The sequence below is a fragment of the Alicyclobacillus acidocaldarius subsp. acidocaldarius DSM 446 genome, assembly GCF_000024285.1.
Taxonomy (GTDB): domain Bacteria; phylum Bacillota; class Bacilli; order Alicyclobacillales; family Alicyclobacillaceae; genus Alicyclobacillus; species Alicyclobacillus acidocaldarius.
The window spans coordinates 219377-241245 of sequence record NC_013205.1 but is presented as its reverse complement, the minus strand read 5'-3'; the positions used below and the strand labels follow the sequence as shown (position 1 = coordinate 241245).

The 21869-nt window shown below is 63.4% G+C and carries 18 protein-coding genes and 3 rRNA genes; 2 read left to right on the top strand and 19 right to left on the bottom strand.

Annotation, left to right across the window (positions count from 1 at the left end; genetic code table 11):
* The 3 genes from AACI_RS01130 to purN all read right to left on the bottom strand — a co-directional run bounded on the left by AACI_RS01130 (position 1) and on the right by purN (position 3244).
* On the bottom strand, positions 1-1461 hold the full coding sequence (locus AACI_RS01130; protein ID WP_012809659.1) for a PTS mannitol transporter subunit IICB: 1461 nt from the start codon (positions 1459-1461) through the stop codon (positions 1-3).
* 145 nt (positions 1462-1606) lie between these two features.
* The gene (locus tag AACI_RS01125; RefSeq protein ID WP_012809658.1) at positions 1607-2593 is read right to left on the bottom strand and encodes an NAD(P)H-quinone oxidoreductase; all 987 of its coding nucleotides are present in this window, start codon (positions 2591-2593) and stop codon (positions 1607-1609) included.
* A 30-nt stretch (positions 2594-2623) separates the two neighbouring features.
* Positions 2624-3244 (bottom strand): phosphoribosylglycinamide formyltransferase, encoded by a 621-nt coding sequence (gene purN, locus AACI_RS01120; protein ID WP_012809657.1) that lies wholly within the window; start codon positions 3242-3244, stop codon positions 2624-2626.
* A 73-nt stretch (positions 3245-3317) separates the two neighbouring features.
* On the opposite strand from purN, the gene AACI_RS01115 reads away from it, so the two are divergent.
* Entirely contained in the window at positions 3318-4481 is a 1164-nt protein-coding gene (locus tag AACI_RS01115) for an aminotransferase class I/II-fold pyridoxal phosphate-dependent enzyme (protein WP_012809656.1), read from the top strand.
* Between the two features lie 96 nt (positions 4482-4577).
* Here AACI_RS01115 and AACI_RS01110 read toward each other — a convergent pair whose 3' ends face one another.
* The 5 genes from AACI_RS01110 to AACI_RS01090 all read right to left on the bottom strand — a co-directional run bounded on the left by AACI_RS01110 (position 4578) and on the right by AACI_RS01090 (position 9349).
* Positions 4578-5360 (bottom strand): SDR family NAD(P)-dependent oxidoreductase, encoded by a 783-nt coding sequence (locus tag AACI_RS01110; protein ID WP_012809655.1) that lies wholly within the window; start codon positions 5358-5360, stop codon positions 4578-4580.
* A complete protein-coding gene (locus tag AACI_RS01105; RefSeq protein WP_012809654.1) occupies positions 5327-5938 on the bottom strand; it encodes a VanZ family protein in 612 nt (203 codons plus the stop codon). The genes AACI_RS01110 and AACI_RS01105 overlap by 34 nt, the downstream gene beginning before the upstream one ends.
* 98 nt (positions 5939-6036) lie before the next feature.
* Positions 6037-6972 carry a DMT family transporter gene (locus AACI_RS01100; protein ID WP_012809653.1) on the bottom strand — a complete coding sequence of 312 codons (936 nt, stop codon included), beginning with the start codon at positions 6970-6972 and terminating at the stop codon, positions 6037-6039.
* 209 nt (positions 6973-7181) lie between these two features.
* Entirely contained in the window at positions 7182-8378 is a 1197-nt protein-coding gene (locus AACI_RS01095; RefSeq protein ID WP_012809652.1) for an MFS transporter, read from the bottom strand.
* A 134-nt stretch (positions 8379-8512) separates the two neighbouring features.
* Positions 8513-9349, bottom strand: a complete 837-nt coding sequence (locus AACI_RS01090) for an undecaprenyl-diphosphate phosphatase (RefSeq protein WP_012809651.1) — start codon at positions 9347-9349, stop codon at positions 8513-8515.
* A 144-nt stretch (positions 9350-9493) separates the two neighbouring features.
* Here AACI_RS01090 and AACI_RS01085 point away from each other — a divergent pair, with 144 nt between their 5' ends.
* Positions 9494-9961: a DinB family protein gene (locus AACI_RS01085; protein ID WP_008340324.1), complete on the top strand. Its 468-nt coding sequence runs from the start codon at positions 9494-9496 to the stop codon at positions 9959-9961.
* 75 nt (positions 9962-10036) lie between these two features.
* On the opposite strand, the gene AACI_RS01080 is transcribed toward AACI_RS01085, so the two are convergent.
* The 11 genes from AACI_RS01080 to AACI_RS01030 all read right to left on the bottom strand — a co-directional run bounded on the left by AACI_RS01080 (position 10037) and on the right by AACI_RS01030 (position 21569).
* Positions 10037-10321 carry a hypothetical protein gene (locus AACI_RS01080; protein ID WP_041707194.1) on the bottom strand — a complete coding sequence of 95 codons (285 nt, stop codon included), beginning with the start codon at positions 10319-10321 and terminating at the stop codon, positions 10037-10039.
* A gap of 106 nt (positions 10322-10427) precedes the next feature.
* Positions 10428-10544: ribosomal RNA gene (gene rrf, locus AACI_RS01075) — 5S ribosomal RNA — on the bottom strand.
* A gap of 189 nt (positions 10545-10733) precedes the next feature.
* Positions 10734-13679: ribosomal RNA gene (locus AACI_RS01070) — 23S ribosomal RNA — on the bottom strand.
* 109 nt (positions 13680-13788) lie between these two features.
* Positions 13789-15326, bottom strand: a 16S ribosomal RNA gene (locus AACI_RS01065).
* Together the 16S, 23S and 5S rRNA genes form the textbook arrangement of a ribosomal RNA operon.
* A gap of 289 nt (positions 15327-15615) precedes the next feature.
* Positions 15616-17103, bottom strand: a complete 1488-nt coding sequence (lysS, locus tag AACI_RS01060) for a lysine--tRNA ligase (RefSeq protein ID WP_012809649.1) — start codon at positions 17101-17103, stop codon at positions 15616-15618.
* A 236-nt stretch (positions 17104-17339) separates the two neighbouring features.
* On the bottom strand, positions 17340-17816 hold the full coding sequence (greA, locus tag AACI_RS01055; RefSeq protein WP_012809648.1) for a transcription elongation factor GreA: 477 nt from the start codon (positions 17814-17816) through the stop codon (positions 17340-17342).
* Between the two features lie 174 nt (positions 17817-17990).
* Positions 17991-18317, bottom strand: a complete 327-nt coding sequence (locus AACI_RS17145; RefSeq protein WP_049763278.1) for a helix-turn-helix domain-containing protein — start codon at positions 18315-18317, stop codon at positions 17991-17993.
* Positions 18295-18795, bottom strand: a complete 501-nt coding sequence (folK, locus tag AACI_RS01045) for a 2-amino-4-hydroxy-6-hydroxymethyldihydropteridine diphosphokinase (protein ID WP_012809646.1) — start codon at positions 18793-18795, stop codon at positions 18295-18297. Before folK ends, AACI_RS17145 begins: the two co-directional genes overlap by 23 nt.
* Positions 18773-19561 (bottom strand): dihydropteroate synthase, encoded by a 789-nt coding sequence (gene folP / locus AACI_RS01040; protein WP_012809645.1) that lies wholly within the window; start codon positions 19559-19561, stop codon positions 18773-18775. The genes folK and folP overlap by 23 nt, the downstream gene beginning before the upstream one ends.
* Positions 19558-20451 carry an Hsp33 family molecular chaperone HslO gene (gene hslO, locus AACI_RS01035; protein ID WP_012809644.1) on the bottom strand — a complete coding sequence of 298 codons (894 nt, stop codon included), beginning with the start codon at positions 20449-20451 and terminating at the stop codon, positions 19558-19560. The genes folP and hslO overlap by 4 nt, the downstream gene beginning before the upstream one ends.
* Positions 20452-20495: 44 nt before the next feature.
* The gene (locus AACI_RS01030) at positions 20496-21569 is read right to left on the bottom strand and encodes an HD-GYP domain-containing protein (RefSeq protein WP_245530649.1); all 1074 of its coding nucleotides are present in this window, start codon (positions 21567-21569) and stop codon (positions 20496-20498) included.
* Positions 21570-21869 lie beyond the last annotated feature (300 nt).

Below are 21869 nucleotides of genomic sequence, written 5' to 3'. Positions count from 1 at the left end.
TCATCCCTTCAGACGGTCAAGGTCCTCAATCAACTGGTCGTAGGTCGCCTTGTTCAAGAAGTTTTGCACCAAGTAGATCTTCGCCTTCGGCGCGACCTGCCGCGCGCGGGTCTCGAAGCTGGCCTGCGTGAACACCACTTCAGCCGTGGAAGGCAGTTGATTCACCGGCACGTGATGGACGGGGATGTCGTAACCCGCCTCCTGCAGCCGCTTTTTGAGAATTGAAGCGCCCATCGCGCTCGATCCCATACCGGCCTCACACGCGAAGTACACGGCCTCCGGCACGCGCGCGAGCGTCGCTTCTTCCACCGGCGCTTGAGCCGTGGCCTGCGCGGACGGCGCAAACTTGGATTGAGACTTCATGTCCTGCACCACGGCCTGCGCAAACGCCAAGGTGCTCTCGTCCATCTCATCGCGCGAAAGGCGGATGAAGAAGGAAGCCACCAGGAACGAGACCAGCGCACCGACAAAGATGCCCGACAGCACCGGGAAGTAGCCGCCTTTCGGCGTCATGGCGATCTCGGCGAAGATGCTGCCGGGCGACGGGGTCGCCACAAGTCCCGCGTGCAGCAGCATGAAGGTCGTGTCGGCCGCCATGCCGCCCAGGATCACGGCGAGCACCAGGACGGGCCGCATCAGCACGTACGGGAAGTACACCTCGTGAATTCCGCCGAAGAACTGAATCAGAATCGCGCCAGGCGCCGACTGCCGAATGGCGCCCTTCGCGAACGCCCAGTAGGCCATGAGCAGCCCGAGACCCGGCCCCGGATCGGTTTCGAGCAGGAAGAAAATAGATTTGCCCGTCTGCTTGGCCTGCTCGACGCCAATGGGTTCAAGGATACCGTGGTTGATGGCGTTGTTCAAAAACAGCACCTTGCCTGGCTCGATAAAGATGGCGATGAGCGGCAGAAGATGCGCGTTGGTCACCCACACGGCCGCCGCGCCCAGCCAGGCGGAGACGCGATCCATGACCGGCTGCACGGCCAGAAAGCCGAGAATCGCGAGTGCACCGCCCAGAATGCCCGCGGAAAACGTGTTCACCAACATCTCGAATCCTGCGCGGATGCGCCCTTCGACGGCGCGATCGAACTGCTTGATCAGGTAGCCGCCGAGCGGCCCCATGATCATCGCGCCAATGAACATCGGCTGAGACGCGCCGATGGCCACGCCCGCCGTGGCGATGGCGCCGACGACGCCCCCGCGGATCCCGTGCACGAGACGCCCACCGGTGAAGCCAATGAGAACGGGAATGAGAAAGGAGACCATGGGGGAGACCAGTTGGTCGAGTTTCGCGTTCGGGGTCCACCCCGTGGGAATGAAGAATGCGGTGATCAGACCCCACGCGATAAACGCCGGGATATTGGGCATGACCATGCCCGCCAGAAAGCCACCGAACTTTTGCATCGCCGCCCGAGCCCGGCCACTCGACGCGACGGGTTGCGCCGCAACATGGGTCGCCACGTTACGCCCTCCTTCGACAGTTGTAATCGCTTTCTGTCGAACACGATACATGCCCTTCTGGCGCGCATCAACGCAAACAAATTCAGGCCTGACACGCAACATCGCGTCAGGCCCGAAGAGCGCCGCCAGGGTGAGGCGTCTTTCGTCACTCCGTCACCCTGAGGACAATTTTACCGATGTTTTGATTGGCCTCCATCCGCTCATGCGCGGCGCGGACTTCGCGCCAGTCGTAGACCTGGTCAATGACCGGTGCGATCTCGCCCTTCGCGAGCGCGTCGTACGCAAACGCCACGAACGCTGCGGTGAGTTCGATCTTCGCCTCCAAGCTGCGGGAGCGAAGCGCCGTCCCGATGATCTGCTGGCGCTTGGCGAGAATCTGGCCGAGATCGAACCCGTCGACCTTGGTGCCGCCCATCGTGCCGATGACAATGAGCCGCCCATCGACGGCCAGCGCGCGAAGATTGTCGTGGAAGTATGGCGCCCCGACGAAGTCGAAGATGATGTCGGCGCCGCGACCGTCTGTCTCCCGGCGGACAAAGTCGACGAACGATCCGTCGTGATAATTCCAGCCTGCCTTGGCGCCGAGCTCAAGGCACTTGGCGATTTTGTCGGCGCTGCCCGCCGTCACGATGCTATGCGCCCCCGCGAGGCGGATGAGTTGAATCGCCGACGTGCCGACGCCGCTTGCCCCCGCGTGTACGAGGACCGTCTCGCCGGGACTCAAGCGGCCGAGCACGAACAGGTTCAGATAGGCCGTCAGGAACGTCTCCGGGATGGCCGCGCCCTGCTCGTACGAGAGCGTATCGGGCAGCCGGATGAGCATGCCGGCCGGAACCACGGCGTACTGCGCATAGCCGCCGCCAGGCAACAGCGCCGCGACGCGATCGCCCACGCTGACGGACGACACGCCTGGACCAAGCGCCTCCACGTCCCCGGCCATCTCGAGGCCCAGGATCTCCGACGCTCCCGGCGGAGGCGGGTACAGGCCGCGCCGCTGCAGGAGATCGGCGCGATTCAGGGCCGTCGCGCGAACGCGCACCAACACCTCGCCAGGGCCGGGTTGCGGTGTCTGCACCTCGCCGATTTCGAGCACCTCCGGCCCGCCGAACTGCTTCATGATCACTGCGAGCATGTCGTCGCCTCCCCTTCGTTCGCCATCGTATCACAGGGGCGCGGCGGCGCCAAAAGCATCCAGATCGATCTCGCCGCGCTCGATCTTCTTCAGCACCAGCAAATACAGGGGACCTTCGACCTCCAGGACGCGCTCTCGCAGGCGTTCGGGCGTGTCGCCCGGGAGAACGGGGACCTCGACCTGCGCCAGCACCGGGCCGTGATCGTACTCGTGATCCACGAGATGCACGGTCGCGCCGGTCACAGATTCTCCGCTCGCGATCACGGCCTCGTGCACGCGCATGCCGTACATGCCGGGCCCTCCGAACTTCGGCAACAGGCTCGGATGAATGTTGAGGATGCGGTTTCGGTAGGCGGAGAGCGTCGTCGGCCCGATGCGCTTCATGTAGCCGGAGAGGAGCACGCATTCCGCCCCGCCTTGGCGCAGTGCCTCGCAGAGCGCCCGATCCGCCTCCGCCGCGCCGCCGCAGCGCTTCTCGTTGACCACGGCCGTCGGGATGCCCATCTCGCGCGCATACGCGAGCGCCGGACTGCCCGGATTGTTGCTCACGACGAGCACCGGATCAAACTCGATCTCATGGCGCGCCCGGGCCGCGAGCAGGTAGCGCATGCCGGATCCGTTGTGGGAGGCGAGAAACGCGATTTTTCGCATCGGCGACTATTCCACTCCTTTGAATGCGTGTATCCTGAAAGAGAATCTGCAAATGACGAGCGAGGACGATAGCATGACACCATCGGAACGACTCAATCAACTTCCAGACGGCGTGTTCCAAGAGCTTGCCATCGCGGCCCACGAGCGGCGCAAAAAGGGACTCGACGTGATCGATCTCAGCGTCGGATCGCCCGATTTGCCTCCGCCGCCGCACGCCGTCGAGACCCTGATTCGCGCCGCGCAGGATCCCGGAGATTACCGGTACGCCATCACCGCGCTGCCGGAGTTTCACGAGGCCGTCGCCCGGTTCTACGAGCGATACGACGTGACCCTGGCCCCCGAGCGGGAGGTCCTACAGCTCGCCGGGTCGCAGGACGGGCTCAGCCATCTGGCGCTCACCTTCCTGAACCCGGGCGATCTCGCCCTCATCCCCGATCCGGGATACCCCATCTACGACGCAGGGGTTCGCCTGGCGGGCGCGCGGGTGGAGCCCATCCCGGTGGACGCCGAGACGCTCCAGCCCCGCTTCGACGCCATCCCACCTGAGGTGTGGCGACAGGCGAAGCTCATGATCCTCAACTTCCCGTCCAATCCGACCGCCGCGATCGCGACGAGAGACACGCTCGAGCGGGCCGTGGCGTTGGCGAAGCAGCACGACCTGCTTCTCGTGCACGACTTCGCCTATTCGGAGCTCGTGTTCGACGGCGTTCAGCCCATCAGCATCCTGTCGATCCCGGGCGCCAAAGAGGTGGCCATCGAGTTCAACTCGCTCTCGAAGACGTACAACCTCGCAGGCGCGCGGATCGCGTACGCCGTCGGGCGCCCCGACGCGCTCGCCGCGCTGCGCAAGCTGAAGTCACACATCGACTTCGGCGTGTTTTTGCCTGTGCAGCGCGCGGCCATCGCGGCCCTCACGACGCCGTGGGACGGCTACGAGCGGCAGCGAGCCGTGTACGCCGAGCGGCGCGATGCGCTCTGCGCGGCGCTCGCCGAAGCCGGCTGGCCTGTGCGCAAACCGGCGGCCACGATGTTTCTGTGGGCCCAAACGCCGGGCGGTCAGCCCTCGTACCCGTTCGCGCTCGCGCTGCTTAAAGAGACCGGCGTGGCCGTCACCCCCGGGATCGCATTCGGGCCGCGCGGCGAGGGGCATGTCCGCATGGCGTTTGTCCACGATATCCCCGTGCTGATGGAGGCGGCGCGGCGAATCGGCGCGTGGCTCCGCCAGCAAAACGGATGAACAAGTATGGGCCCGCGCTCCCAAGCGCCGCGCGCCGGAGCGCGGCGCAAACGCCCGGTGATCTCCACCGCCGCCCGCCCTGTTTCGCTCGCCGGGTTACCACATCGCCGCGAGCCCGCCATCGATGTTCAGGGCGACGCCCGTCACGTACGACGCCGCGTCGGACGCCAAAAACGCGATCACCCGGGCGGCTTCGTCCGTGTCGCCGATGCGCCCAAGCGGGATGTTGTGTTCCGGGAGCCGAGAAAACTCCTCCCATGTGAGGTCCGGCCGCTGCGCCTTCCACATCTTCTCGATCTGATCGCTCCGAATCTGCCCGATGCAGACCGCATTCACGCGGATCCCGTGCTTGCCGAGGTCCTTGCTCATGGCCTTGGTCAGCGCGATCCCGGCCGCCCGCGTGACGGACGACGGCATGGACGATGGCCCGGGCGTCTTGCCGCCGATGGCCGTGACGTTGACGATGGCCCCCCCGCCCTGTCGCTGCATGTGAGGCACGGCGCGGCGCGAACAGCGAATGGCGGCGAACAGCTTCAGGTCGAGATCGCCCTGCCAGTCTTCGTCGCTCACGGAGAGAAAGTCTCGCGCGTTGGCGGTCCCCGCGTTGTTCACCAGAATATCGATCCGGCCAAACGTTTCCGCGACCGCGTCGATGAACGACTCGCACGCCTGCGCTTGGCGCACGTCGACCGGCATGGCGAACACGCGCCGCCCCGACGCCTGTTCGATGGCGCGCTTGGCCTCTTCGAGCGCCGCTTCCGTGCGCGCACAGATGGCCACATCGGCGCCCTCCATCGCGAGCAACGTCGCGGTCCTTAGGCCAATGCCCTTGGATGCGCCGGTGATCACGGCAACTTTGCCTTTGAGCCCAAGCTCCATGTCCCTCGCTCCCCTCTTGGCATGTCACCCATCCCCTTCAGTGTAGCGGATGTCGGGCGACGAACGCGAATGAATCGCCGAGCGCGCCAGAAACCAAAGCCGATGGCCGCGCCCACGCAGTTGAACAGAATGTCGTCGACCTCGAACAGCCGGTAGGGGATCCCGATGCGAGCCGAGATGATGAGCCCGGCCACCTGAAGGACGGACCCCGTGAAAAACGACACCATGAGGACGAGCGACAGCCGGCGCATGGCGACGTACAGCACCGGAAGGGCCGCGCCAAGCGGGACAAACTGCGCGATAGAGCGAGCGAAGATCTGCCAAGCGCCCGTGCGCACATTCAGCGCGCTCCTCAGGGTTTCCCAAGGGGACATGTCGATCTCGGGCCACGACGGTACCCCATGCAGTGGAATTGGAAAGAGCGCGACGTCCACCATCCACAGGACGTAGAGGAACAGGGCGTGGTGCGCGAACATCGTCCGCCACTCGAGGCGCCACCGCCGAACAGCGGCGCGCACCACCCAACAGGCCGTGTACACACCCCAGACAATGAGGCCGAAGGGGAGAAACGCGATCATGCATCTCCTCCAGGACTTGGCGCCCGGAGGGCGATGCAACACCCTCCGGTCCCAGCGTGGCGATCAGCACGGATCGTAGTACAGGAGTGCGGCGGACGTCATGAGTCCTGAGACCCTTCTTTGGATGGCGACCGCGCCCATCTCCGAGAAGTCGCGGAAGGCCCCGGTTCGCGGACCACGAGCGCCACGCCCCCAAGAATCAGCAGGGCCCCCAGCCAAAAGGAGGCCGAGACGGTTTCCCCCAGCACGAGCCACCCGAGCGCGGTGCCCACGAGAGGCTGCAGAAAGAAGTACACGGCGCCCGATCCCGCCGGCATTCGCCGCAACCCCTCATTCCAAAGGAGAAACGCGCCGGCCGTGGACAACACGCCGAGATAAAGACTACCCATCCACACCCACGTGTGACCCAAAATCGTCCTCAGGCTCGGCATGTGCGGCCAACCGAGAGGCGTCATCACGGCGAGGGCGACGAGCATCGCGTACGCCGTGACGACAATGGAGGAATATTCAGAAGGCACGCGCTTCACGAGCACGGACTGAAGCCCCCAGGTGACAGCCGCGACGAGCAGAATCAGACCGCCCCACGCGACGCGGCTGTTCGCCTGGTGGCCGACGCCAATCATGACGATCACACCGAGCGTCGCGAGCATCACAGACGCGGCCCGCCTCCACGTGATGGCTTCGCCCAGGAGCAGGCGCGCGAAGATCACCATGAACGCCGGCGTACCCGAGGTGATGACGGCGCCCATCTGCGCCGTCGACCATTGCGTCCCAACAAATTGCGCCCAGATGGAAAGCGCGTAGCCAACGAGGCCGATGGCGGCAACCGTGACGAGATGGCGCGCGGCAATTCGCCACTTCACCCGCCGCACGAGGCCCGCCACGGCAAGCGCGACGACGCCGAGCGCGTACCGCAACCAGATGAGCGCCGACGGGTCCACCCAATCCATGACCGCTTTGCTCACCACATACGTGCCGCCCCAAAGGGAGGCCGCGAGCGCCAGACACACGGCGCCCACCCACGAAGCTTTCATCCCCATCCCTCCGCCCGATGCGTGATGGAACCTGGCGAAGGGCTATGCCCTCGCCATCAGCGAAGGGCCTGGGGCACGTCGAGTTCGAAGTACGCTGGCAACATTGCCACCTCCCATTCGCCTCCATCGTACCCCCGTCCACAGAGCCTGTCGATAACCCGCAGAAAAGAAAAATGCCGCTCTGTGCGAGCGGCGCGCGAGCCCATCCATCAAGCGCGAGCGAATCCGCCCTTCGAATCGACGGGAAGAAAGGCGGAAAGAATCGCGCCGACGATGGGAACCACCATCAGGATGTAGAGGACGCTCGTGAGACCGACGTGATCGGCCAATACGCCAAAGAAGGTCGCGCCGATCCCGCCCGCGCCCACACCAAATCCGATGGTGAGCCCGGACGCGAGGGAGACATTGCGCGGCAGGAGCATCTGCATGTAGACGACGGTGACCGCAAACGACGAAAGGATGAAAAACCCAAACGGCAACAGCGCGACGGCAGCCCACGCGCCGTGGAGGAACGGCAACCCAAAGCCGAACGGGATCGACAACAGCATCGACAGGAGAAGGATGCGCTGCTTCGGCATGCGATCCGCGAGGGCGCCGCCGATGAACGTCCCCAGCGCGCCCGCCCCCAGAAACACGAACATGAGCGCATCGGACAGCTGATACGACATCCCGAATTTGTGCGCGTAGTAGAACGGCATGAACTGGGCGATGCCGATTTGGCACCACGAGCGAAGCACGATCACGACCACCAGCAGCGCGACGGCGCCGATCCGATTCTCGCCCTCGATGGTCTTGCGCACCTTCGCGTAATCGCGAAGCGCCGCCTTGTACCACGGATACAACCGGAGCGTGAACACCAAACCCAGCGCCACACCGATAAACATCCACAGGATGCTATGAAGGCCAGCCGAGAGAATGAACAGCGACACGATGAGCGGACCAATGGCCTGACCGCCGTTTCCTCCGACCTGAAAGATGGCCTGAGCCAGGCCCTTCGCCCGCCCCGCCGCGAGGTGTGCCACGCGCGAGGCCTCGGGATGGAACGCCCCCGATCCCAGGCCGCTCACGGCCACCATGAGCAGCAGCGCGCCGTAGCTCGACGCAACCCCCGTCAGCGTGATCCCGAGCGTGGATAACAAGAGTCCCAATGGAAGCATCCACGCCTTCGGATGGCGATCCGCCCAGGCGCCGAACAAGGGCTGGGCCACGGACGACGTGATATAGGACACAAGCACGATCAGGCTGATCTCCGTGTAGTTGAGGTGAAACAGCGGCTTGTACAGCTGCGTCAACGCCGGCACCAGCCCGGTCGTCGACAAGTCGTTGAGAAAGTGAGAACCGCTGATACTCCACACGGCGTCCCGGTTCATCCGCCCCTGTTCGCGAACCGCCTGCACCACAGCCACGCATCATCCCCCCTGCAGAATCTCTCTTTGGACGCGATCGCGCTGCTATTTCGCATCACGAATCAAACGTGGAAAGAGCGGGCGAGCTGTCGGCTCACCCGCTCGCGCCATCGCTATACACCTGCGCGCTGAATTCAAAACTGAATGTGCAACGCCGCCAGAATGGCAACAACCACGCCCACTACAATACAATACCATCCGAATGGACGCAAGGCGCGCACCTCGGTGGTCTGGAAGTACCGCATCAGGAAGGCGGTGCTGAGGAGCGCCAGCACGCCTGCGCACAATCCGCCGATGAGACCGTCGTGAAACATCGCGTGGTTGTGTTGATGCAGCATCTTCGGCACTTCCAGGATCCCCGCGCCGAGGATGACCGGCGTGGCGAGCAGAAAGCTGAACCGCGCCGCGTCCTCGTATTCCAAGCCGCTCGCAAGACCCGCCGCCATCGTGATGCCGCTTCGGGAAAAGCCCGGGATGAGCGCCAACGACTGGACAATGCCGATGAAAAAGCTCCGCCCAAACGACAAATTCTCGATCCTCGTGGTGTTGCGCCTCCGGCGGCGCCGCATCCCATCCGCCCAAAACAAAATCAGGCCGTTGACGATGAGGAAGATCGAGGCGGACAGGGCCGACGGAAACAACTCCTGCAGTTTGTGTTCAAAAATCTTGCCCAGCACCGCGGCCGGGATCGTCGCCACGATGATGAGAAGCAGGATTCGCCGCTCGATCCGTCGGCGCCGATCAAAGATCGAGGCGATCAGATGGATCCACTCCGGCAAGAAGTAGATGAGCAGCGCCAAGCCCGTCCCGAGGTGGAGCATGACAACAAACGGGAGGAATTGATTCGACTCGGAGAATTCCGTCCAGCGGAACAGATACGGCAAGATGACAGCATGTCCGACGCTCGAGATAGGAAACAGTTCCGTGATGCCCTGCACGATTCCGTAGATGATGACCTGCAGTAGGTGCATACAGCGCCTGCCTTTCCGTCGGGAGATAGGGTCTCGGTCCCATTGTACAAGAAGTTTCAATCTCGCTCACCTGATCCCGCCCTTTTGCAGGGGACGCGATCGTGCTAAGCTCGAAGCGAAGCAAGGAGAAGGGAGCGATGTCGCATGACCAAAGCCCAATCCGTGCTGACCCACTGGCACTCGCACCGGGACGTCCTCGGGCCGCTCGTGGAATCCGTCCCCGAGGACAAACTCGACTTCAAGCCGTGGGATCAGGCCATGTCATTTCGCGATCTCGTCTGGCACATTCTCTCCACAAGCGCCTTCTTCGCGGCCGCGGCCAAAGCGGGGCGCATCACGGACAGGCCCGAAAAACCTGACCTCAGCACCAAGCAGGCGCTCCTGCAAGCGATCTCGGCCTTCACAGACCGGACTCATGCAGACATTGCCTCTGTCACCGATGAACAGTTTGAAAGCCCCGTCGACACCAAGGCGCTGTTTGGAAGGGATTTGCCCGTCAAAGTGCTGCTTGGCAGTATGATCGACCACGAGGTTCACCATAAGGGGCAGTTGTTTGTGTATGCGCGCATGATGGGCGCGGAGAAGCTCCCGTTTTTCATTCACCGAGGGTGACAAAGCGATGCAAGCCCCTGCGGCCGTGACGCCCCAGGGGCTTGCTGTTTTCGTTGAGCCATGCTTGTGACTCTTCTACCGGGTTGAGCGGATGTGCGACTTCCGGTGCGGGCGACGCGTTTGTGTAAGGTGCCGCGATTGCCGCGCCCGGGCGATCCTGGAGGTGGTGAACGGGCTCGAGGCGGCGTCGGCGAATGGCCGCGAAGCTTGGCGGGCCTTCTTCAGGGCGTACAGGGATAGACCAATGGAAACGAGCATGATCGCGGTGTTCAATAGGGTGACCGCAGTGTTCACCTGGGTGACGTGCGTATTGATATTGTTGGTCACCGTGTTTTCTTGAAGAGGAGTCAGCGGACGCACGCCGGATCGCCCCTTGACGACAGCGTACGCGCGAGGAGCGACACGTGTGCCTGAACGGCGGCAAATACGACAAAAGGCCAGGCTAGATGCCTGACCTTTGTCTCTCGCCTGGCAACGACCTACCTTCCCAGGAGGCTTCCCTCCCAGTATTCTCGGCGCTGGAGGTCTTCACGTCCGTGTTCGGGATGGGTACGGGTGTTGCCCCTCCGCTAGGGTCACCAGGCTGGCTTCGTTCATCGCTCGCTCACACGGCTTCGCCCTTCGGGCTGCAGATGTGTTCGCTCGCGATTCACTTCGCCTCTGAGTCCCTTCCGCGAAGCCTGCGTTACGAGTCGGTACCTAACCACGCCTCGCTCGCATGTCGCTTCGCATCTGTCTTCCTGGCCCTTGCCGTCGTGCATAGGGAGTCTTGCAGGTGAGGCCCTCGACCGATTCGTATCTGTCCGCTCCACGCATCACTGCGCTTCCACGCCAGACCGATCCACCTCGTCGTCTTCGAGGGGTCTTACTTCCTTCACGGAATGGGATACGTCATCTTGAGGCGGGCTTCGCGCTTAGATGCTTTCAGCGCTTATCCCTTCCCGACTTGGCTACCCAGCGGTGCCCCTGGCGGGACAACTGGTACACCAGCGGTCGGTTCATCCCGGTCCTCTCGTACTAGGGACAACCCCTCTCACGTATCCTACGCCCGCGGCAGATAGGGACCGAACTGTCTCACGACGTTCTGAACCCAGCTCGCGTACCGCTTTAATGGGCGAACAGCCCAACCCTTGGGACCGACTTCAGCCCCAGGATGCGATGAGCCGACATCGAGGTGCCAAACCTCCCCGTCGATGTGAACTCTTGGGGGAGATCAGCCTGTTATCCCCGGGGTAGCTTTTATCCGTTGAGCGATGGCCCTTCCACTCGGAACCACCGGGTCACTAAGCCCGACTTTCGTCCCTGCTCGACCTGTCCGTCTCGCAGTCAAGCTCCCTTTTGCCTTTGCACGCTCCGCGCGATTTCCATCCGCGCTGAGGGAACCTTTGGGCGCCTCCGTTACCCTTTAGGAGGCGACCGCCCCAGTCAAACTGTCCGCCTGACACTGTCCCGCCTCGCGTCCTCACAAGGCCGGTTAGAACAACCGTGTCCCAAGGGTGGTATCCCAACGCCGACTCCACTCAGGCTGGCGCCCAAGCTTCTCCGTCTCCCACCTATCCTGTACATGGAACACCGTTGTCCCATATCAGGCTACAGTCAAGCTCCACGGGGTCTTTCCGTCTAACCGCGGGTAACCTGCATCTTCACAGGTACTACAATTTCACCGGGTCTCTCGTTGAGACAGCGCCCAAGTCGTTACGCCTTTCGTGCGGGTCGGAACTTACCCGACAAGGAATTTCGCTACCTTAGGACCGTTATAGTTACGGCCGCCGTTTACTGGGGCTTCGATTCGGACCTTCGGGGTTCCCCCCTAAGCCCTCCTCTTAACCTTCCAGCACCGGGCAGGCGTCAGCCCCTATACGTCGCCTTTCGGCTTCGCAGAGACCTGTGTTTTTGCTAAACAGTCGCTTGGGCCTTTTCACTGCGGCTCTTCCCCACGGAAGAGCGCCCCTTCTCCCGAAGTTACGGGGCCATTTTGCCGAGTTCCTTAACGAGAGTTCTCCCGCGCGCCTTCGTGTTCTCCACGCGCCCACCTGTGTCGGTTTCCGGTACGGGCACCTTCGGCTCGCTAGAGGCTTTTCTCGGCAGTGTGAACGTCGGGACTTCGGTACTTTTCTTCCCTCCCCATCACAGCTCACGCTTCTCGGGGTGCGCATTTCACTACACCCCACGCTCGCTGCTTGGACGGCCCCTTCCATCCGGCCGCTTCCCTCGTCCTCCTGCGTCACCCCTTCGCTCAAACGCCTACGGTGGTACAGGAATGTCAACCTGTTCTCCTTCGGCTACGCCTTTCGGCCTCACCTTAGGTCCCGACTGACCCTGGGCGGACGAGCCTTCCCCAGGAAACCTTGGGCTTTCGGCGGAGGGGATTCTCACCCCTCTTTTCGCTACTCATACCGGCATTCTCACTTCCATGCGCTCCACCAAGCCTCCCGGCTCAGCTTCCCCGCACATGGAACGCTCCCCTACCATGTCGCCATCCCGAGCTTCGGTGTCCGGTTTAGCCCCGTTCCATTTTCCGCGCAGCGCCACTCGACCAGTGAGCTATTACGCACTCTTTCAATGATGGCTGCTTCTAAGCCAACATCCTGGTTGTCTTCGCAGCGCCACATCGTTCCCCACTCAACCGGAACTTCGGGACCTTAGCTGCGGGTCTGGGCTGTTTCCCTCTCGACTACGGACCTTATCGCTCGCAGTCTCACTGCCAGGTTCCTCGACATTGTGGCATTCGCAGTTTGACGAAGCTTGGTAGCCCTCGCGGGCCCCGCACCCCATCAGCGCTCTACCTCCACAACTCATCCCCTGACGCTAGCCCTCAAGCTATTTCGGGGAGAACCAGCTATCACCGGGTTCGATTGGCATTTCACCCCTACCCCCAGTTCATCCCCTGGCTTTTCAACGCCAGTGGGTTCGGGCCTCCATGCGGTGTTACCCGCACTTCACCCTGACCAGGGGTAGATCACCCGGTTTCGGGTCGATGCGGACGAACTCACGCCCTCTTCAGACTCGCTTTCGCTTCGGCTCTGGCTCCTCCGCCTTCACCTCGCTCGCCCGCATCACTCGCCGGTTCATTCTACAAAAGGCACGCCGTCACACCCATCGGTGCTCCGACTGCTTGTAGGCACACGGTTTCAGGTTCTCTTTCACTCCGCTCCCGCGGTGCTTTTCACCTTTCCCTCACGGTACTCGTTCACTATCGGTCGCCAAGGAGTATTTAGCCTTAGGAGGTGGTCCTCCCGGATTCCTACGGGATTCCTCGTGTCCCGCAGTACTCGGGGTCTGTTTCCACCCTCGTGCGCGCGTTTCGGATACCGGGCTCTCACCGTCTCTGGCCGGCCTTCCCAGACCGTTCTCCTACGCACCCACTCGGGCTGGCTACCCTGCAGCTCGCCGCAAACAGCCCCACAACCCCGCATGCGCAACGGCTGCAGCCTTTCCCACGCATGCGGTTTAGGCTCCTCCGCTTTCGCTCGCCACTACTCACGGAATCGCGTTTGCTTTCTCTTCCTCGGGGTACTGAGATGTTTCACTTCCCCCGGTTCCCCGCTCGAAGCCTTTCGGCCTCAAGCTGCTGGCGCTTCCCGCCAGCGGGTTCCCCCATTCGGACATCCACGGATCCAAGCCCGCTTACGGCTCCCCGTGGCATATCGGCGTTCGCCCCGTCCTTCTTCGGCTCTTGGCGCCTAGGCATCCACCGTGTGCCCTTCCTAGCTTCACCTTCCCAAACTCCCTATGCACTTGCCAAGGTCCTTCGAGAGAGCTCTCGCTCCCTCAAAACTAAACACACGCCACCACCGAAGCCTGTAAGCCCCAAACCTTCTCCCTAGAAAGGAGGTGATCCAGCCGCACCTTCCGGTACGGCTACCTTGTTACGACTTCACCCCAATCATCGACCCCACCTTCGGCGGCTGGCTCCCCTTTCGGGGTTACCTCACCGACTTCGGGTGTTGCCGACTCTCGTGGTGTGACGGGCGGTGTGTACAAGGCCCGGGAACGTATTCACCGCGGCATGCTGATCCGCGATTACTAGCAATTCCGGCTTCATGCAGGCGAGTTGCAGCCTGCAATCCGAACTACGAGCGGCTTTTTGGGTTTCGCTCCGCCTCGCGGCTTCGCCTCCCTTTGTACCGCCCATTGTAGCACGTGTGTAGCCCAGGACATCAGGGGCATGATGATTTGACGTCATCCCCGCCTTCCTCCGACTTACGCCGGCAGTCACCTGTGAGTCCCCGCCTCAACGCGCTGGTAACACAGGTCAAGGGTTGCGCTCGTTGCGGGACTGAACCCAACATCTCACGACACGAGCTGACGACAACCATGCACCACCTGTCTCCTCTGCCCCGAAGGGAAGGTGCATCTCTGCACCGGTCAGAGGGATGTCAAGCCCTGGTAAGGTTCTTCGCGTTGCTTCGAATTAAACCACATGCTCCACTGCTTGTGCGGGCCCCCGTCAATTCCTTTGAGTTTCAGTCTTGCGACCGTACTCCCCAGGCGGAGTGCTTATTGGGTTTCCTTCGGCACTGGGGTGTGTCCCCCCAACACCTAGCACTCATCGTTTACGGCGTGGACTACCAGGGTATCTAATCCTGTTTGCTCCCCACGCTTTCGTGCCTCAGCGTCAGTCACTGTCCAGCAAGGCGCCTTCGCCACAGGTATTCCTCCACATCTCTACGCATTTCACCGCTACACGTGGAATTCCCCTTGCCTCTCCAGCACTCAAGTCAAGCAGTTTCCAGAGCCATCCCATGGTTGAGCCATGGACTTTCACTCCAGACTTGCTCGACCGCCTACGCACCCTTTACGCCCAGTGATTCCGGACAACGCTCGCCCCCTACGTTTTACCGCGGCTGCTGGCACGTAGTTAGCCGGGGCTTCCTCACTCGGTACCGTCTCGCATGGGGCTTTCCACTCCCCATGCCGCTCTCCCCGAGCAACAGAGCTTTACAACCCGAAGGCCTTCTTCGCTCACGCGGCGTTGCTCCGTCAGGCTTGCGCCCATTGCGGAAGATTCCCTACTGCTGCCTCCCGTAGGAGTCTGGGCCGTGTCTCAGTCCCAGTGTGGCCGGTCACCCTCTCAGGTCGGCTACGCATCGTCGCCTTGGTGGGCCGTTACCCCGCCAACCAGCTAATGCGCCGCGGGCTCCTCTCTCAGCGGCCCAATCGGGCCTTTCCCCGCAAGAAGATGCCTCCTCGCGGGCGTATCCGGCATTAGCGCCCGTTTCCGGGCGTTATTCCGGTCTGAAAGGCAGATTACCCACGTGTTCCTCACCCGTCCGCCGCTGACCTCCGAAGAGGTCCGCTCGACTTGCATGTATTAGGCACGCCGCCAGCGTTCGTCCTGAGCCAGGATCAAACTCTCAATCCAAGTGCTTTATCCTGACCTGTGGTCACAAAGACTCACGGGCTCGGTGGTCTCGTGTGTTTAGTTTTCAAGGAGCGAATCCCGCGCCACCGCGCGGATTTCGTGCCGCCTCGCGGGCGGCGAAAACGATACTATCACCCCTGGCCCCTACGTGTCAAGTCGGATCGCGCAAGAAAATTCTTTCCCGAAATGCCAGGCGGCGGGCACCTCCGCCCGCCACCCCATGGCGCCATCAACGGGCACGCGAGAGGCTCCGTGCCCGGCTCTACGTGTCAACGCACCGCACATCGCGTCAGTCGTCCTGCCGCTCGCGCATGAGCGGGAAGAGCAGGACGTCGCGAATCGACGGCTGGCCCGTGAGCAGCATCACCAACCGGTCGATCCCGACGCCAAGCCCGCCCGTGGGCGGCATGCCATGCTCGAGCGCCGTCAGGAAGTCCTCGTCGAGCGCCTGCGCCTCCTCGTTGCCGGCCTCCTTCTCGCGCAGCTGCGCGAGGAAGCGCTCGCGCTGATCGATGGGATCGTTCAGCTCGCTGAAGGCGTTCGCGTGCTCGCGGCCGACGATGAACAGCTCGAACCGGTCGGTGAAGCGGGGATCGTCGGCATTCTTCTTGGCGAGCGGCGAGATCTCGACTGGGTGGCCGTACACGAACGTCGGCTGAATGAGCTTGTCCTCGACGCGCTGCTCAAAGAATTCGTTCAGGATGTGCCCATACGTCATGTGCGGCTCAATCTTCACGCCATGCTCCGCGGCCAGGCGCCGCGCCTCCTCGTCCGACGTCACGCGGCGGAAGTCGACGCCCGTGTGCTCCAGGACGAGATCGGCGATGTGCGCGCGCTTGAAGGGCGACTCGAGATCCACGACGTGATCGCCGTAGGGAAGGTGCAGTTTGCCGATCACGGCCTTGGCCGCGTGGCGCACCATGTTCTCGGTGAGATCCATGATGTCGTGGAAGTCGGCGTACGCCTGATACAGCTCGAGCATGGTGAACTCGGGGTTGTGGCGCGTCGAGACGCCCTCGTTCCGGTACACGCGGCCGATCTCATAGACGCGCTCGAGGCCGCCGACGATGAGCCGCTTCAGGTGCAGCTCGATGGCGATGCGCAGGTACAGATCCATGTCGAGCGCGTTGTGGTGCGTGATGAACGGGCGCGCGTGAGCGCCGCTCGCCACGGTGTGGAGCGTTGGCGTCTCGACCTCGAGGAAGCCCTGGCCGTCCAGGAAGCGGCGGATCTCCTGGATGATGCGGGAGCGGGCGATGAAGATCTGGCGCACGTCCGGATTGACGATGAGATCGAGGTACCGCTGGCGATAGCGGGTCTCGACGTCCTTCAGCCCGTGCCACTTCTCGGGCAGAGGGCGGAGGGACTTGGTGAGAAACGTCACCTGCTCAGCGAGCACGGTGATCTCGCCGCGGTTGGTGCGAAAGACCGTGCCCTCGACGCCGAGGATGTCGCCGAGGTCGACGAGGTGCTGGAAGACATCGTACGCCTCGGGGCCGAGGACGTCGTACTTGGCGTAGATCTGGATGTTGCCCGTGACGTCGTTCAGCACGGCGAAGGTGGCCTTGCCGTGTCCGCGGCGCGCCACCAGGCGTCCGGCGATGCGCACGCGAAGGTTCTCGCGCTCGAGTTCGGCTTGATCCTTCCCCTCGCCGAAGCGATGGATGTCGGCCGCGTGGTGCGTCACCTCGTAGCGGCCGCCGAACGGATCGATGCCGCGATCGCGCAGGGCGTTCATCTTCTCCAGGCGATGTTGAATCAGCTCTTGCTCTTCCAAACCGACACGCTCCTCAGGAAAGTTGACCGGAATGATGGGCCCGGCGTCTCTTGTATCATCATTGGACAAAACGGCGCAAGTTGCAAACCGAAGGCTAGCGGACGACCCCGCTCCCACCAGCGCGCGGACAGCGGGCGATCTCGCCCGTCCTCCGGCAGACATGCAAAGGGACGAGGCACAGGTCCTCGTCCGCACAACCGTATGCCAAAACCCGGGCGCGCTGCCGCGGAATACGCTTACCGCTTGATCTCAAGGATTTTGAACTTGATGACGCCTGCGGGCACGTTCACCTCGACGATCGAGCCAATCTGCTTGCCAAGCAGCGCCTTGCCCACGGGCGACTCGTTCGAGATCTTGTTCTCCGCGGGGTTGGCCTCAGCGGAACCGACGATGGTGTATTCCACTTCCTCGTCCAGATCCAGATCCAACACCTTGACGGTCGATCCGATGCTGACGACGTTGGTGTCGACCTCGTCCTCGTTGATGACCCGCGCGTTGCGCAGCTGCTTCTCGAGGGTCATGATGCGGCCTTCGATGAACGCCTGCTCGTTCTTCGCATCTTCATACTCAGAATTCTCACTAATATCTCCGTAGCTGATGGCAACCTTGATGCGCTCCGCAACCTCGCGCCGCTTGACGCTCTTCAGGAGCTCGAGCTCCTCCTCGAGCTTCCGCAGGCCCTCGGGCGTGAGCAACACTTCTTTATCTGCCATGGCTGTCTCTCCTTTGCTCCCAGTCGGTGCTTCAAGGCTCCCGGAATAGCGAGAAGCGTGCATGCCATCCCTGGCAGCACGCGCGCTGTGAGCCATTGAGGATACCATTGTCCGGAAAAACGGAATCGTCACTCGCGGATCTATGCGCCATTATAGAGACGGCCCCACACATTGTCAACGTACCATCGCGCCCTGATCCAGCGGCGAATGCGGACCATCCACGGTGGCATGCCCGTGGCCCGCGCGCGAATCGGCCGCGTCCTCCGCCGCTCCGCGGTCCCAACCGTCCCCCGGCCAGGTTGGGCCGCACAGCTCCTCCACGTCGACGGAGAGCGCGCTCGCGATGGCGCTCACGAGATGGGCCGTCGGCTGGCGGGTGCCTCGCTCGATCCCGCCGATGGTGGCGAGGCTTACGCCGAGGGCGCGGGCGAGATCGGCCTGGGTCATGTGCTTCAACTTGCGAAAGGCGCGCAGCCGCCTACCAAAAGCGTCCAACCTCATGCACCTCGTCTTTCTGGCGAAGGCGCGCCGCGAGATCAGCCCACGTCTCGCCGGTCGGGGCGAGGCGGTGGGGATTGAGATCCGCGAGCGGCACCATGACAAACGCCCGCTGCCACATGCGCGGGTGCGGCAGCGTGAGATCCGGCTCGTCAAGCTCGAGGTCATCGTACAGGAGCAGATCGAGATCGAGCGTGCGCGGGCCGAAGCGGATGTCGCGCGTGCGCCCGGCCCGCGCCTCGATGGCAAGAAGCCCGCGCAGGAGCTCGTGCGGCGAAAGCGGCGTGCGCAGGTGGACGGCGAGGTTCAGGAAGTCGCCCTGATTCAGGTAGCCCACCGGCGCGGTCTCGTACACCTTGGACACCGCGGCGATGTCGCCAAGCGCCTTGAGCCCCTCGATGCCGAACCCGAGATGAACAATTCGCCTGCCGACGTTCGATCCGGCCCCGATGTACGCGTCATGAAGCGAAGGAACCGCCATGCGCCAAAATCGCCTCCATCATCCGCACCACGCGCACCGAGTCGCGCACGTCGTGGACGCGCACGATGTCGACACCCGCCATGCACGCGTGCGCCACGACAGCGAGCGATCCGGCGAGCCGCTCGCCCACCGGAACGCCGCCCAAGGCGTGGCCGATGACCCGCTTGCGGCTCGCGCCGACGAGCACCGGATGGCCGAGCGCCTGAAAGCGGCCGATCTCGGCGAGGCAGGCGAGATCCTGCTCGCGCGTCTTGCCGAAGCCGATGCCGGGATCGACGATGATGTCGCGCGCGGGCACGCCTTCCTCCGTGAGCTGCGCGAGCGGGCGGCGGAGTTCCTCGACCATGGCGGCCACGGGGAGCCCGGGCAGCACCTGGCGGCGCGTGTGCATGAGCACGTAGCGCAGGCCGTGATGGCGCACGACGGCGGGCATGTCCGGATCCCGCAGCATGGACACGTCGTTTACGATGGAGATGCCGTACTGCGCGGCGCGGCGCGCGGTCTCGGCGTGGTACGTGTCGATGGAGATGGGCACCTTGAGCCGCCCCGCAAGCCGCGCCAACACCGGTTCCAGGCGCCGCCACTCCTCGTCGGGCGAGAGCGGCGTGTGCCCGGGCCGCGTGCTCTCGGCGCCGATGTCGATGATGCCCGCGCCCTCCTCCTCCATCTCGAGCGCCCGCGCCACGGCCGCCTCCGGCTCCAGGTACCGGCCGCCGTCCGAGAACGAATCCGGCGTCACGTTCAGAATCCCCATGACCACCGTCACGGCGCGCTCACCCCCTGCTGCTCGATCTCGGCGATCATCTCGTCCAACGCCTCTCGCCCGAACGTGTACACGTTGCCGCAGAAGTGGCACGTGAGCTCGGCCTGCCCCTGCTCGTCGCGGATGTCCCGGAGCTCCTTGGCGCCGAGGCTCAGCAGCACGTCGCGCAGGCGGGAATAGCTGCACTTGCAGCGGAAGCGCACGTCCTGCATCGCTAAGATATGCGCGTCTGGGAACAGCTTGAACAAAAGCGCATCCGCCGCCGGATACTTCTCCAGGAAACCCGTGACGCTTGGCACCCCCGCCAGGCGCTCTTCGACGTAGGCGGCGTCCTCCTCCGTGTGCCCGGGCATCAGCTGAATCAGAAATCCGCCCGCCACGATGGGCACATTGTCCGTGCCGACGAGCACGCCCGCGCCCACCGCGGACGGCGTCTGCTCCGACGTGGCGAAGTAGTAGGTGAAATCGTCCGCGATCTCGCCCGAGACGAGCTCGCTCGACGACGTGTAGTACGATCTCAGCCCCGTGTCCCGCACCACGTACAGGTGCCCCCGCCCGATGGCGCCGCCCACGTCCAGCTTGCCCTGGCTGTTGGGCGGCAGGTGCACGTGAGGATTGCCCGGATAGCCGCGCACGTCGCCTGAGGGCAACGCCTCCACCACCAGGTACCCAATCGGCCCGTCCCCTTCAATCTTGACCGTGATGGACTCGTGGTTCTTAAGCAGCGTGGCCATCATTGCGGCGATGGACGCCGTGCGCCCAAGCGCCGCCGTGACCACCGGCCAGGTGTGGTGGCGCCTGGCGAGCTCGCGCACGAGCTCGGTGGTGTGGCAGGTGATGACCCGCACGCGGCCGTCCCGCGCCATGGCGCGGATCACGCGGTCTTTTGTCATGTCCATTCCCCCTGCGCGGCGGGCGCAGAGCCCGCCGCCTTATCTCACGCCTCGCAGGTCGCGATGTGCACATCCCGCGCGGTGGCGAGATCGATCTCATACGGTTCCACCGGGCGGCCATCCGCATCCTCGATGACGCGCACCACCGGGTACTGCCGGTTGCGCGCCGACGGCACCACCACGACGCCAAGCGTCCCGTCCGACAGCCGCACCGACATGCCGAGCGGATACAAGGACACCGTGGCAAGAAACGCCTCCATGACAGGCTTCGGAAGCTTGCCCTGCGCCGTGTCGTTCTCCAGGATGGCGAGGGCGTCGTGCGGCAGGAACGCCCGGCGGTAGACGCGGTTGGCCGTGAGCGCCTCGTAGACGTCCGCCACCATCGCCACCTGGCTGAACAGGTGAATGTCCCTGCCCACCAAGCGGTCCGGGTAGCCGGTTCCGTCCAGCCGCTCGTGATGCTGAAGGGCGATCACGGCCGATCTCGCCGAGATATCGCCCTGCCTCATCAGGATATCGTACCCGATTCGCGCGTGCTGCTGAATGATGCGAAACTCTTCGTCCGTGAGCCGCCCCGGTTTCTGCAGGATCTTCCGATCCAATCGCAGCTTGCCGACGTCGTGCAGGAGGGTGCCAATGCCGAGATCGACGAGGTCCTGCCGGTTCATCCCGAGCTTCAGCCCGAGCGTCACCGCGTAAAACATCACGTTGACCGAGTGGTGGAAAAGTTCACCATCCTGCACATACACGGTGCTAAGCTGATCCGCCGCCGCCCCGGTCGACCGGAGCTCGTCGATCACGTCCTCCACCACCGGCGTAAACATCTTCCGGATCTGAAACGCCCGCACGTGCGGCGCAAACTGGGTGACCGCGAGTTCATGAAGCGTGTCGTACGTCATGCCGAACAGGCGGACCTTGGTGTCTTCCCGCACCACTTCCTGGACCACGATGTCCTCCGTGGCCTTGTCCTCGATGCAGACCGCCCGCACGCCGAGCTCGATGAGGCGGCGAATCAAATTGTCGGTCAAGACCACGCCTCGCGCCAGCAGGGTGCGGCCCCGCTTGTCCGGCACGCGCTGTGCCAAGATGGAATTCGGTTTTACGTACTGTGTGGCCACCCACCTCACGGGGCGCATCCCTCCGCATGTCCTATCCCTGTTGAGCCCAACACCCTATCTTCATTCAAGGCGAGGTGGCCCAGATCCTGCTGCCCGCTCACACATTTCACCGCGGCGCAGCGTCAGAAAAGGACGGCTCGGACGCAGGCAAGTGCTATCAAATGGCTAGCACAAAATGGGTCTGAAGACTCATGTGAGGTGTGTGCGTGGGGTGTATAAACGACGTGTACATCCACGCAAAGGAGGCTATTCTCATGCAAAGCCGATGGTTTCTGCGCCTCAGTCGTACCGCACAAACCC